A 13429-nucleotide genomic window follows, 5' to 3' on the forward strand; every position below is an offset into this window, starting at 1 on the left:
TCTTAATTCACCCTCCTTTTATTTTTTAATTGGTAATATTTCCAAAGCAAGCCCAGAATGGCTAGTAAAAACACAATTAGCATGCCAACTAAAATTGAAAATATAATAGCTTCATCTTTCTGTTTCGCAAAAAAGACTGTTTTTTGATTAATTGCTTTCGCTTGAGCAGCAGAAACAGTAAACGAGTCATCGAACACCCAGTTGCCTTTTGAGGAATGAATTGCGATATGAACATTATATGTTCCAGATTTTAAAGTTTCTTCCTTTAACTCTGTTAAAATTGGCATTAAGGAGTTAGGAGCAATTTGATAGTTGTCTGCTTTTTTCGCACCAATTATTTTTTTATTTGTTTTATCATAGACAGTTGTCTCAACGTTTACCTTACCAAGCGCGGTAGGCTGGTTGTTTATCAAGGTACTTTTGATGGCTACAGCATCATTTTTAATGACAGGCTCAGTTTTGTCAAAAAGTAAATTAGGTAATGGTAGTGATCCTAATTCACTGCGTAACCGTACACCAATTTGGGTTAGATATTTCGCTTGAATCATTGAATGCATTGCTTTTTCTTGGTTTGGGGAAGTAATTGTTTCAAAAGCAAAAGCACCTAGTATCTCACCAGTAATTTTTTGTCGTTGACTATCTAATTGAAACGAAACTTTTTTACTTTCAGAAGGCTGCATCCTTATAATTTGTTGTTTTGGTTCAACAAATTGAGTAAATGACTGCCCTTGATACATTTCTGCAGTTTCAAGGCTTTGATACGCAATTATGCCCGTAGATGTCGTATAACTGTTTAAAGCACTCGCTTTTACTTGCAATGTTTGTTCAGATGTATTTGTAACTAAAAGAGTCAACGTTTGTTTATTTTCCTGAAGATATAAATCAAAATATGTAGCTTCTGACACTTGATTTTCAGGATACTCGGGTGTCACAGTAAAAGTGGTCGTTTCCGCCTCTGCAGACAGTACTTTACTGTTTATACCAAAAAATATGCTGCATAATGTGAAAAAAAATAACAAAAAAGTGGTGTTACATTTGACAGCCATGCTCTCTCCTCCTAACAGTCAAAATTTCAACTTTATTGTTGAGCCATTTAACTAACAAACAAATTACTAAATTTTTTGTTCATGTTGCTTCATTCAGGAGTATAAGCGTTTGTTAACACCCAAGTAACCGTTCCTCTGTAGCGGCCACTATTAATATTTTGTTTTGGAAAAGTTAACGTCGTGTTTGATAAATCAAATTCATTCGCTGCCAATCCTGTTGTTCCACTTGCACTAGCAACAAGTGTCGGCTCAGTTGTGCCAGCATCAATCGTTGTCGTAGCAGTAACCGTCGCATCGCCTTTTGCGCGTGTGGTTGCTAAATTTAATTTCGCAGATTGTAATTTTACGTTATTTTCATTTTTAATATCTGAGAGTTTTAATGACAACATCCAGCCAGATTCGTTTGGCCCTCGATAATCAAATACTTTCGTTATCTCTGGTGTTCCAGTCAATGTTTGATCAGATTCCGCAACATCTTGAATCGTTAATTCTCCAAAATTAAAGTTAGAAACTGCGTCTAAACTTAAGATTCCTGGTTGAATTGTCAAAGATGCTTCACTTGTCAATTCAGCTGTTGGGTTCGCTTCGGCAGCATACGAATTGATTGCTCCACCTCCAAAAGACAATCCCAGTACCGCTATTGTCGATAAAATACTTTTTTTCATCCTATCCCATCCTTTTTAAAATTTTCAAAAAATGAACTTAACTATCTAAATGATAATTAGTCTGAATTGGAGCATAACACAAGATGTTTTTCTTTTTAAAAAAAGATGTACTATAAGTCATTTTCATAAGAGCAAGACCTTTCTATGATGGTATAATAGGGAAACAGAAAGAAATTTTCAGAGACCAAGGAGGTAAACTGACGTGTATGGTCAAACAATCAGAAAAATTCGAAAAGACAAAGGGTTAACTCAAAAAGATGTTTGCCAAGGGGTTGTGACACTGAGCTATTACAGCCGAATTGAACGAAACATTAGTATCCCTACCATCGATATATTTATGGAGATCATAAAAAATTTGAATGTTCGATTAGAAGAATTTATGTATATTCACAATGGCTATCAGAAAGCTTTAAAAGATCAGACTTGGTTTGAGATTACCGAACTTTATCATGCAGGAAATATGAAAGGTCTTGAGGACTATAAAACAGCGATTTTAACTGGAAAACTGCCACACGAAGAAGAAATTACGATTCAATTAATTAACCTGTTTATTTATCGCTTGGGCGGCAATGTCGTTGCCGAAAATATAACCAATATTGTTCAAAACTTGATGAACTTAGAAAATTGGACAAGTAGGGAAGTCACAATGTTCATTACGATTATGGACGAAATTCCTATCGAAACTTTGTTAATTATTGTCAATCGATTGCTCAAAAAAAGAAATCTTTATTCTGCTTCTGATGGCTACAATTCTCCTTATAGCAAAATACTCATCAATACCATCCTTCTCTGTGTAAACAACAAGTATCTTAACGAAGGGCTAAGTTATATGAAACAGTTTCGAGAAACGTTAGAAATTCGAGATTTATTCGGAAAAACAATGGCTTTATTCTTAGAGGGGTTGCTTTGCTATGCCAAAGGAGCACAACTTGCGGGTACCAAAAAAGTGAGTGAGGCGTTTCAAATTTTTCATTTATTAGAGATGGATAATTTTTCTCGCAAGTATCAACAATACTTTGAGTATATTAAAACTATCTATTGATATATTCATTTTTTTGACTTTTACAATGTTAGCTTATGGAAGAAAGTAAACGTAGCGCTTTATCTTCCTAACTTATTTCTGTTATACTTAAGTAAGAAATATGTGGGTAGGAGAGCGTAAATTTATGAAAATTTATTACATTGAAGACAATCCTTTTCATCAAGAGCGATTTAAAAAAGAACGCCACAACTATGAAAGTTTACGTTCTGTTCCTGTAGAGATATTTCCCAATAATAAATTAGAAAGTATTTATAAAAAACTAGATACTTTTGATTTTTCAGTCTCCGATATCTTCTTAATTGATATTGATTTGCAATCCCTTCATTCTGGTATTGATTTTGCAAAAAAGATTCGACTAATTAATCCTGATTGCTACATCATCTTTTTATCAAATGATACAACTAAAGGTTTAGAAATTATCAATCAACATATTCGACCTGATTTATATCTCTCTAAAAATGAAATGAGCAACGTATTTTTAGCTTTGGAAAATATCTTGGTATCTAGATTAAAAAAAGTTAATAACACAACTGCTCTTATTGAACTTAAAGGTTCTTCAAAAGTCTATCTGATTCATCCAGATGAAATTAATTACCTCTCCACTATTAAAGGATTTCGTTCGTCTATAGAATTTTTCGGTACAACAGAAAATTTTATCATTCAAGATAAAATGAAAAATTTAAAACAATTACTTGCTCCTTATCATTACTTTAACGATTTAAAAAGCTTTTCCATTAATCCGTATAATATTAAAGAAATAAATAAAAATACATTGGAAGTTATTTTTAAAAACGAAGAGTGTTTGGCATTGAGTGCTACCAGCATAAAGAAATTACTTACGTACATTGATGCTCTAGGATAAACAAAAAGCAGGCAAAATATGCCTGCTTTTTGTTTACTTAAAAGAAATAGTTAAAGATAATTCAAACAGTTTCTCTTGTTTATCATAGCGCAAATCATAATTAATATTGTTATACAGGTTAACAATTCTTGAAAAATTATAAAGCCCTAGTCCTCCTGCTTTTTTCTCGGAATGACCACGTTTTAAAAGTACCGTTAAATTGCCACCATGGTCAATTATCGCAGGATTTCTAACTAAAAAATGAAAAGCCTGATCTTTTTCGTTTAAACAGATAACAATCGGTTGAGCATTATCTGTTGCCGAATAATGCTCAATGGCATTATTTAAAGCAATAGAAAGTAGACGGATCAAGTCGATATAGTCCACAGCAACCGTTGAAATCACATTTAAAACTTGAATAGAGTATGATCTATTATTCTTTTCTGCTTTATCGATAAAGTCATAAAGTAAACCTTTAATCACTGGGTCTGTAATCTTTTTCATTGGATTATGTCTAGCATCTTCTATCCTCTCTAAAGAATACTCTTTAAAATGAGTTACCAGTTCTCGCGCCTCTTCTGGTGTCTGATGACTAATTCCATATTCTAAAGCGGCAATAAAATTTAAATAATCATGACGAAATTCATCTAATTTATTGTAATATTCTTGTGTTTCTTTTAAATCTTTTAAGTAAGAAGTAACAAATTCCTTACGTTTTCTGTTAATAATGAACACTATAAAAGCTACACTACTAAAAAGGTTGAATCCTAACATAATAATTGAAGTTAACACGTAATCTAGTGAATATAGGTTCACTTGTGCATGTAGAAAATAAAGTCCTGCCATCATTAAAGTAGACAATAAGGTAATGCTTTTCATTTTTTTCGTATAATCTGTAAAATAGTCAAAAATATGATATTTTTTATCAAGATGCTTCAAGTACAGACATAAAACTACTGTCATAGCGATTTCTAGAAAAACAGTAATATATAAATGATTGAACCCTAGATATCGTGGAAGATCAATACACAAGAAGATAATTAATCCCCCACAACTCATTAAAAAATTATTTAGTAAGATAGAAAGATAAATGTTCTCTACTTTAATATAGATATAGTAACATTGAGAAAAATAGAGCAGAAATAAAAAAAAGAATGTATATTTTATCATAAGTAAATTACAAACCGCCAATAATAAATAAAAGATAGTAAAAAAGTACGTACTTCGCTCCTGAAATAATAGATTGATGCCTATTAAAATATTTACATACACCATACCCACAAATACAATTAATTCCATTATTTTACTTCCACTCCTGACTTGCTAACCTATATTATCATACCAAAAAAGAAAGAAAAACAAAGAATCTATGTTTTCCTTTCTTTTTAACTAGGGGGCTTCAATAATTGTCCATTCTAACTCAGATTGATAATCGCCAATATATGCATTCGATGAAATCGCTAAATCAAATTGATGATTTCCATCTTGTATCAGACCATATTCCGTGTCAGTTTCTTTGACAACAGGTAAGGTAACTTGTTGATTATTCGTAATGACTAAATTATCTCTATTATTTTGATAACTGAGAACAGCTGGAAGTTCTCTTTGCGCATTTTTAAATGTGCTTATTTGGCTGACTACTAATTGCCAGTTTCCTGGTGAACGCGTGGTATCTTCAATTTTTATATCGACTGGTTTTTGAGGAAGAGAGTGAACTGTTTGTCCATTAATAACAGCATCTTGAAAAGATAGGACTGAATCAACAGATTTAAAATGTACAGTGCCTTCCATTAATTGTAAGGTAAAAGTTGCAACATTTGACTTGAGTCCCTCTGTATCTACCACATAAATTTCAACAGCATTCGCTCCAAGTTTTAAATCGGCTAATGACATTTCTTGTGAAAAAACATTCCAAGTCCCTTTATTTGCATTCGCTACAGAATTTTCTAGTAGATGTTCTACCCCATTTAATTTGTAATAAAGAGTCCCCGTTTGACTCTCAGCGTCTTTCCATTGCCCTTCCACTTTAAAGGATGAAAGATTCGGCGTTATTGGAATAGTTTTATTTGATAATGCGTCCACCAACTGAAGTTGAGGAGGTGTATTTTTTTGTACCAACGTTAGTATCCCGTTATCGGATGCGATTTGCCCCATACTATCTTTTATTTCAATCTGTGTTTTATTTTGGCCAATCATTCCTATATTAGTTAAATCAACGGGTATTGAAAATGTTCCCTCTTTTTGAAAACTCCCAGTTGGTATCGCAACAGTTTGACCATTAACAGTTAACGTGGGTTTTAGATCCGCTATATTTCCAGTCCATGTACCGGTTAAAGTTATATGGTAGGAATTTGCATCAGTGATGTCGACTACTTTATTTTTACTTCCCTCATCAAAAGATACATTGATACTTTGAATAGCTGGCATTTTCGTAGTTAAAAAATCCTCCCAATCAAAATCACCTTTAGAGCTGTCATAAATACCTGAATGCAGAGAAAACTCTTTATTTTTTAACGCTTCCTCTGTAACCTTGGCTTTATACGAAAGAATAATTTTATCTCCTTTGTTTATTAACAAATTGGAAATTCGATAAGTGTCATCATAAGGACCATCATCATATTGATTCGTTACTTGAAGTTCTGTCATCCGACCATCATAGGAAACAGTATCATGATACATCACTTGTGCTTCTGCATTAAAGGCCCAAAATATATCTCGATGAAGTTCTTTAGAAGTATTAACGAATGAGCCAGTATCAGATAAACTTCCTCTTTTATAAATAAACGTTGGTTCTCCTTCTAATTTCAATCCTTGTGTTTCATCTGGAAAAAGAACTAACATGGAAGATTGATTAAAAGATTCAGGTAAGACACCATCATCTAGTTTTTCCAAAGTTGTATTGACTGTGACCGTGTCCCCAACAGCGGTATAGTACGGTGAATGGTCTTTTTCATAAGCAATTGTAGCTTTCACATGACCACCCAAAATGGTTGCTTCTTGATTATCTGGGTAGTCTGCGGCTAAAACATTCCCTGAAAAAAAAATCAGAGAAATAAAAATGGCACACATTAGAACTAAACAATTGGTGGCAAAAAATTTTTTATTAATTATGTTCATTGAATATGCTCACCTACTTCTTTTGTTTAAGTAATTTATAACTTAAAACTAGAATAATCCCTATTAATAATAAACCTACCACGATAATGATCGGCAAATACGGAACTCCTTTGTTTTCTAGAACAGCTTTTTTATTTATTTTTTCTGCTTTTTTAGCTTGTATTTCGAAATCAGTCGTCAAATGCCAAGTTTTATTGGTAGTCCCTTCTTTAGCATCAATTGTGACGGTATAGTTACCTGGTGTAATCTTTTCTTTATTTAAGCCAATTGGAAAGTTAAAATTCGTATTAGGCGCAATGGACATATTTTCTTTTTTCGATTTATAAAGAACCTTTTTAGAACCTTTTTTGGTAATTGTTGCGTCAAAACTTACTTTACTGATAATTGTTGGTGTTGGATTTTGGACATTTGCAAAAATAGTCGTATACGAATTTTCTAAACCGGGCCGTGCAGCTAGTAATTTTAAATCTGGCGTCACTTTATTTGTATTCGTTTCTAATTTCATTCCGATTACATAGGCATATTTATTTCTTATAGCTGTCCCACTAACCTTTTTACTTAGCGTATCTTTTTTAGTGATATGAATGCCACCAAGAATTATCCCTGTAAAAGCTTGTTTTGGCATCTTTATTTGAAAGGGAATATCTTTTGCTTCTCCAGGTTGTAATGCCACCTCTTGTGTCTCTGGTGAAACCAATTGATTTAACACATAATCAGCTGATACATCTTTTTTTACGTTTTTTTGTCCATAATCAATGACACCATTACTATTCGTTACAGCATTATTAACATCGACAAGGTAAGTCGCCTTCTCTTGACTATTGTTCTTTATATGAATAGAAACTTGTTCTTTTTGACTCGGTTTTAACAATAAGTCAAAATAAGAAAGCTTTTTATTATTTTGAAAAGATGGAAGATTTGCGCTAACACTGTATGCTGATTCTTCAGAATCAGCATACACTTTTACATTGTTCATTCCTAAAATAATAAAACTTATTCCGATAAACAAACAACTTTTAATGAGGGAGAAACAAGGTCTGCTTTTATTCATGAGCATCAATTGGACCAGCAGTTAAAGTCCAAGTAATCGTCGCTGTATATTCTTTTGCCTGAGCACTTCCTGAGGGAACGGCTAGTTGAACATCTGCATTATGTCCTTCTTCACCAGGAAACACATCTAGCCAGGTTCCTTCTCCTGCCAGACTAGCTGCTGACATGACATTTAGTGCTTCAGTATTATTGAAAGTTACATCTTCGTTTACAGTAGGTTGTGCACTGGTATTATCTGATTTTTTTCGAGCAACTCCATTTTCAAACGATAAGACGGCCCCTTTTAATTCAGATTGATCCTCTGCTTTGAATTTAGAAGCACTTGCGGTTAAAGTCCAACCTCCTTCAACACCACGTTTATCAGTAATTTGGACATGTGGTTCAGCATTTAAAGCGCTATATACTTGACTATCACTAGAGATTTCTTGGGTCCCAAAACTAATATTAGAGACATAATCAATAGATAAAGGACCATTATCATCTGTGCCATGATTATCTGGATCATCTGGGTCAACCGGATTGACAGGATTATCTGGATCGTCTGGATCAACCGGATTAACTGGATCATCGTTTCCTCCAGTAAAAGTGACTTTTGCTGTAGTCGTTGTTGCATCACCTGACTCGGCTGCATTTGCTAAAATTCCAGTCAAAAGTGTTGCAGACAATAATGTTGTCGCTGCTAAAGAATATAAGATACTTTTTTTCATATTCATTCTCCTTTATGTGTTTGTAACTTTTTTTAAGCGGGTGCATCCGTTAACGTCCATTCAAGAGTCGCTGTGTAATCCCCAGCTAAATTTCCAGAAGGAACTTTCAAAGAAACATCTGTTGTAGTCATTTGATCTGCCCATGTTCCTAACCCTGTATTCACTGCTGAGGTCATGATATTTTGAGCTTCTGTATTAACTGTTACAACTGCTGTAGATGGCGTTGCAGATTGATTATCATTCACCGTTTTAGGCATGCCGTTTGGTAAAGTTAATTGTGCCCCCTTCAATTCTTGCCCACTTTGTGTTTTGAATCCGGCATTTTCGCTATCATAATTGACTTGTAAATTCCAACCTGCACCAGTTCCCCGTAAATCGGATACTTGAGCTTCTGTACGTAAAGAAGGTTTTTGTGCTGCATACGTTTCTGTAGAACCAGAAATTGTTTGCGTACCAAAATCAATATTAGAAATGTAATCGATACGTAAGACCCCAGTGTTTCCTGTTGGATCATTGGAATTAGGATTATCATCTGGATCAATAGGATCAATTGGTCCAACAGGATTATCTGGATCTGCTTGTGAGATACCGATTTTTGCTGTACTTGTAGCATCTTTATCTTCAGCATGAACGACTGTACTACCTAATGTTGCACAACTAAATAATGCCGTAATTAAAATCATTTTTTTCATTGTTCTGTTTCCTTCTTTCTTCTTTTGAAAAATATCCATAATAGTAATCCGCCAATAAGTAACCAACCACTAAGTATAAGAAAATGATTTTTTTGTTCATTAGTCATTGGAAATATTTTTTTAGATTTCATTTCGTGATACTTTTTACTGTTTTGTGTTTGTACATCTGAATTATTCGTTTTTTGTTGTGGCATATTGCTTTTAAAGGTAATGCCAACGTTACTTTTTTCGCTAATTGCAAAAGCATCCTGTCCAAAACTAGTAGATATTTGAATACATCCAATCATCATTAGCATTATAAGCAATTGTCTACTAAATTTTTTCATTTGTTGTCCCCCTTACCATTAATCGAATAGCACCCCCAAACTGAAGTTTTGATCAATTTAGAATTATTACAATTCAGAACATCCATAGTATACTTAAATCAAAACAACATTTCTTGATTTTGAAATCGCTTTCTTTTAAAGTTGTGTCAAAATATTATACAATTTAATATCTTTTCTCTTTCTAAGAGAAAAAGTGAAGGACAAAAATCATTTTAGGTTTTTGTCCTTCACTTCACATATGATTCTCTTTCCCTTACAAAAGTTATCCTTCTTAAATAATCTATGGCGTAGTCGGATAATTTTGAACTGTCGTTTGATTGCCATTTTGACTAAACAAGCTAGTCGATTGTGCATTTTTTTGTTTTTCTACTTCTAAGACTTTATTTTTTTCAAAAGCCACATCATAGTTGTAGTCCTTTGGTTGCACTTCTTGGAATCCTTGTGGTTTATAAAAACGTAAAAGGTTTTCCTGATTTAATTTGTCAGATAAACTTAACGATTTTTTCACCCAATCGTTAGCTTTCGTGACTTCTGCTTGTAAATCTGCTGGAACTTGGTCTAATTTTTTCCCTTGATTGTTGTAGATCTCCCCACCTAGATAAGAAAATTGAGGCGTTACAAAATCGCCATTTCTAAAAGGAACCACTTGTTTATATTGAGGGGGTAAAAGGTCCGTGCCAAAATGGATATAATTTTTATCATCGATGCCTAAAAGATGGTACAGTGTCGGTAAAACGTCAATTTCTCCACCATATTCGTGCATGATTTTCCCTTGCGTATATCCTGGCATGTAAAACATCAAAGGTACTCTTTGCAATTGCGCATTGTCATAGTTTGTCCACGTCTTTGGATCGCGGTTGAAGGCTTTACATAAGTCCTTGTTGTTCGCATCTGAAATACCGAAGTGGTCACCATAAATAACAAAAATAGAATGATTGTATAAACTAGTTGTTTGCAAGTAATGGAAAAATTGTTCTAGCGATTGGTCCAAATAGTGCGCTGTTCGAACATAATCATCCACAATCGAATTGCCTGTGTTCAATTTAGGAAACGGAAAGTTCTGATCATCCGTATAATAAGGGGTATGATTGGTCACAGTTAAAAACTTCGCATAGAATGGCTGCTGTAAATGTTCAAGCTCACTAGCTGATTCCCGCAACAATTGTTTATCTAAAATACCGTAACCTAGTATTTTGTCATCTTTTGAAAAATATGACCGATCAAAAAAGTATTGATAACCTAAGTTTTTATACACATGGTCTCGATTCCAAAAACTCCCCACATTTCCATGGAAAACAGCGGTTGTATAGCCTTTTTGTCCTAAAACAGCGGGAGCCGCTTCGAAAGTATTGTCTGATCCTAATTGTGTAAAAAGAGAGCCTTGCGGGAGCCCGAATGTCCCTGTTTCTAACATGTTCTCCGCATCACTCGTTTTTCCTTGCCCGACTTCATGAAAGAAATTATCAAAACTGATTGTCGCTTTGTTTTGATAGAGCTGATTTAAAAACGGTGTAACCTCTTGGCCTTGGACTTTCATATTAATCAAAAATTGTTGAAAACTTTCTAAGTGAATCACAAATACATTTTTTCCTTTAGCAATCCCGGCATACTGCGGATTAAGCGGTAAGTTATTCTGCTTGGTAAATTTCATGATTTCAGGTAATTCGTTTGAACTAGCTTCTGCTCTTACCTCATTTGACATGGCTGTTTTGACACCATCGATGGCTGTGAATGCATCCAAACCAAGATATTTTACAATATAATTACGATCAAAAATTCTTTGAAGCAATTGAGGACGATCGGTTTCGCTTAAAAATAAGTTAACCGAAAAGAGCAAGACGCTTAAACAACTAATTGAGATCGCCAGTCTTCTATTGATAGGTTTGGTCATAAAGACTTGATGATTCCGTCGCTGTTTAAAAGAGTAAAATACCAAAACAAGCAGCACTAAAGTATCTAGCCAATAAAAGACATCGTGGACCCTCATTAAGGCAAGTAAATCACCAGAAATCCCTTCTGAAACTTTTGAAAAACCAAAAACAGATTGGATGGTAATAAAGTCAGTGAATTCACGATAAAAAATAATATTCAAATATAAAATTAATGTATTTAAAACATTTAAAAGAGTTAAGCTAAGCATAAACGTTTTATGCTTTTTAAAATACAAACTAAAGCCAAATAATAACAACGTAGTAGCAACTGGATTGAACCACAAAATTTCTCGCTGGAGACTGCCCTTAACGCCCAATGAGAAATCTAGATAATACGCCAGAATCGTTTTTGCCCAAAAGAGTAAAACAAAAAATAGAAAGAGTCCTAATCGGTTATTTATTTTTTTCATCTAAGTTTGTCTTCCTTTCCCTTCAAAAAAATCTTGATTTGTTAAAAATAAAACTTAACTTTGCGCAAAGACTTTTTCGCTAGCGCAGAATTGGATAAATAACTTAAAAAGATAATCGCAATGGCACAGCATGCAAATAAAAGCCATACGTTTGTAAAAGGCGTTCGAGTAAGTGAACTAGTAATAGGCTTTGTAATTAAAAGACTTGGTAGCGCGACCCCTAAAGAATTGCCAATTTGCTTACATGTCACCGCAATTGCGGCTGCCGTTCCTGACTGAGAAAGTGGCATTCCTTCAATCGCTGTAATGGTAATCGGTGCGTTTAGCATCCCAAATCCAATACCTAAAAAGATATAAATAACAAACAAAATAATCATAGGCGTCGTTTTAGTCACAAATAATTGTAAAAAGCTAACAGCCAACATTGAAATACCACAAAGCATAATAGGACGTTTTGTTCCTATTTTCCCTACCATTTCTCCGGCTCTCGGGGCAACAATAAAACTAACAAAAGCCAAAGGAATGGTTGATAAGCCAGCTGCCAACGGGCTGAAGCCTCTCATCTCTTGCAAATATAGCGTGTTTAAAAATAAATAGCCGTTATATATGATAAAACCAAAAATAGCTAAAAAAGAAGCCGATGTAAATGGAATAGATAAAAAGAAGCGCGGGTTGATTAACGGATTGTCAATGTTATATTCATAAATAAAGAAAATAACAATAGCTAAGCAGCCGATTATCCCAGTACTTAAAATATCTGGCGAGAAAAAACCTTTTCTAGGTAGTCCGATAATGGAATAGATAGAACTAAATAGAAAAAGAATCATCAATGCTTGGCCAACAAAATCATTTTTCGCCGTTTTCTCTACTCTTGACTCAGGTACAAACTTTTTTGTAAGGATGATTGCCGCTGCAATGATCGGTACATTTACAAAAAAGACATACCGCCAGCTAAAATAAGAAACAATCAGTCCGCCAATAATCGGGCCCATTCCTAAGGAAATCCCTGTAACAGAGCCCCACAAGCCGATTGCTTTAGCTCGTTCTAACTTTTCGGTAAATACCTGTGTAATAATAGACATTGCTACCGGATTTAACATGGAACCACCAATCCCTTGCAACATGCGAAACGCAATCAATTGTCCAGGCGTTTGTGAAATCCCACATAGGAAAGATGCTAAACCAAAACAGGCTAAGCCCAACTGAAGGACTCGTTTACGACCAATTCGATCCGCTGTAGATCCAGACAACAATAACAAGGATGCCACCATTAAAGTGTACCCATCTGTTACCCACTGTAATGTAGACAAATTCGTGTGAAATTCACTCTGAATGGACGGTAAGGCAACGTTGACAACCGTAACATCCATGGTTACTATAAACAAACTCATGCAACAAGTGTACAAAATAACTTTTTTTCTATCGATCATAAAAACAGTCCTTTCTAGCAACTACATAAAACAGGAAATACAACAATGACACCTAAACTTCTAGCGACACGGTTATCGCAAGTACTCACATATCAACAATTCTTTATATAACTTGCTATTTAGTTATTTTATTCTAAAAAAGTAAATCTTTAGATAGCCAAACTATACACCA

General features: G+C 34.1%; 12 protein-coding genes. 2 read left to right on the plus strand and 10 right to left on the minus strand.

The window, feature by feature from the left end:
* Window positions 1-2: 2 nt before the first annotated feature.
* Window positions 3-1046 carry a DUF3324 domain-containing protein gene (locus IGL49_RS07335; RefSeq protein WP_104854056.1) on the minus strand — a complete coding sequence of 348 codons (1044 nt, stop codon included), beginning with the start codon at window positions 1044-1046 and terminating at the stop codon, window positions 3-5.
* Between the two features lie 89 nt (window positions 1047-1135).
* Window positions 1136-1711 (minus strand): WxL domain-containing protein, encoded by a 576-nt coding sequence (locus IGL49_RS07340; protein ID WP_104854057.1) that lies wholly within the window; start codon window positions 1709-1711, stop codon window positions 1136-1138.
* 202 nt (window positions 1712-1913) lie between these two features.
* Here IGL49_RS07340 and IGL49_RS07345 point away from each other — a divergent pair, with 202 nt between their 5' ends.
* Window positions 1914-2753, plus strand: a complete 840-nt coding sequence (locus IGL49_RS07345; protein WP_104854058.1) for a helix-turn-helix domain-containing protein — start codon at window positions 1914-1916, stop codon at window positions 2751-2753.
* A 124-nt stretch (window positions 2754-2877) separates the two neighbouring features.
* Window positions 2878-3615 (plus strand): LytTR family transcriptional regulator DNA-binding domain-containing protein, encoded by a 738-nt coding sequence (locus IGL49_RS07350; RefSeq protein ID WP_002377201.1) that lies wholly within the window; start codon window positions 2878-2880, stop codon window positions 3613-3615.
* A 33-nt stretch (window positions 3616-3648) separates the two neighbouring features.
* Here IGL49_RS07350 and IGL49_RS07355 read toward each other — a convergent pair whose 3' ends face one another.
* From IGL49_RS07355 to IGL49_RS07390, 8 genes are all read right to left on the minus strand, one after another.
* Window positions 3649-4893 (minus strand): GHKL domain-containing protein, encoded by a 1245-nt coding sequence (locus IGL49_RS07355; RefSeq protein WP_061101350.1) that lies wholly within the window; start codon window positions 4891-4893, stop codon window positions 3649-3651.
* Window positions 4894-4983: 90 nt separating this feature from the next.
* The gene (locus tag IGL49_RS07360) at window positions 4984-6711 is read right to left on the minus strand and encodes a hypothetical protein (protein WP_104854059.1); all 1728 of its coding nucleotides are present in this window, start codon (window positions 6709-6711) and stop codon (window positions 4984-4986) included.
* Window positions 6712-6724: 13 nt separating this feature from the next.
* Entirely contained in the window at window positions 6725-7762 is a 1038-nt protein-coding gene (locus IGL49_RS07365; RefSeq protein WP_104854060.1) for a DUF916 and DUF3324 domain-containing protein, read from the minus strand.
* Window positions 7755-8468: a WxL domain-containing protein gene (locus IGL49_RS07370; RefSeq protein ID WP_104854061.1), complete on the minus strand. Its 714-nt coding sequence runs from the start codon at window positions 8466-8468 to the stop codon at window positions 7755-7757. Before IGL49_RS07370 ends, IGL49_RS07365 begins: the two co-directional genes overlap by 8 nt.
* A 32-nt stretch (window positions 8469-8500) precedes the next feature.
* Window positions 8501-9160: a WxL domain-containing protein gene (locus IGL49_RS07375; protein WP_104854062.1), complete on the minus strand. Its 660-nt coding sequence runs from the start codon at window positions 9158-9160 to the stop codon at window positions 8501-8503.
* On the minus strand, window positions 9157-9486 hold the full coding sequence (locus IGL49_RS07380; RefSeq protein ID WP_104854063.1) for an LPXTG cell wall anchor domain-containing protein: 330 nt from the start codon (window positions 9484-9486) through the stop codon (window positions 9157-9159). The genes IGL49_RS07375 and IGL49_RS07380 overlap by 4 nt, the downstream gene beginning before the upstream one ends.
* Before the next feature lie 280 nt (window positions 9487-9766).
* Complete coding sequence (locus IGL49_RS07385; RefSeq protein WP_104854064.1) at window positions 9767-11827, minus strand: LTA synthase family protein; 2061 nt, start codon at window positions 11825-11827, stop codon at window positions 9767-9769.
* A gap of 41 nt (window positions 11828-11868) precedes the next feature.
* A complete protein-coding gene (locus tag IGL49_RS07390) occupies window positions 11869-13257 on the minus strand; it encodes an MFS transporter (protein ID WP_258078313.1) in 1389 nt (462 codons plus the stop codon).
* Window positions 13258-13429 lie beyond the last annotated feature (172 nt).

Source organism: Enterococcus sp. DIV1337a (assembly GCF_051712285.1).
Taxonomy (GTDB): Bacteria; Bacillota; Bacilli; order Lactobacillales; family Enterococcaceae; genus Enterococcus; species Enterococcus faecalis.

Coding starts and splice junctions, on each gene's coding strand:
- IGL49_RS07335 (WP_104854056.1), bottom strand. CDS start 1,046: ATGGCTGTCAAATGTAACACCACTTTTTTGTTATTTTTTTTCACATTA.
- IGL49_RS07340 (WP_104854057.1), bottom strand. CDS start 1,711: ATGAAAAAAAGTATTTTATCGACAATAGCGGTACTGGGATTGTCTTTT.
- IGL49_RS07350 (WP_002377201.1), top strand. CDS start 2,878: ATGAAAATTTATTACATTGAAGACAATCCTTTTCATCAAGAGCGATTT.
- IGL49_RS07355 (WP_061101350.1), bottom strand. CDS start 4,893: ATGGAATTAATTGTATTTGTGGGTATGGTGTATGTAAATATTTTAATA.
- IGL49_RS07360 (WP_104854059.1), bottom strand. CDS start 6,711: ATGAACATAATTAATAAAAAATTTTTTGCCACCAATTGTTTAGTTCTA.
- IGL49_RS07365 (WP_104854060.1), bottom strand. CDS start 7,762: ATGAATAAAAGCAGACCTTGTTTCTCCCTCATTAAAAGTTGTTTGTTT.
- IGL49_RS07370 (WP_104854061.1), bottom strand. CDS start 8,468: ATGAAAAAAAGTATCTTATATTCTTTAGCAGCGACAACATTATTGTCT.
- IGL49_RS07375 (WP_104854062.1), bottom strand. CDS start 9,160: ATGAAAAAAATGATTTTAATTACGGCATTATTTAGTTGTGCAACATTA.
- IGL49_RS07380 (WP_104854063.1), bottom strand. CDS start 9,486: ATGAAAAAATTTAGTAGACAATTGCTTATAATGCTAATGATGATTGGA.
- IGL49_RS07385 (WP_104854064.1), bottom strand. CDS start 11,827: ATGAAAAAAATAAATAACCGATTAGGACTCTTTCTATTTTTTGTTTTA.
- IGL49_RS07390 (WP_258078313.1), bottom strand. CDS start 13,257: ATGATCGATAGAAAAAAAGTTATTTTGTACACTTGTTGCATGAGTTTG.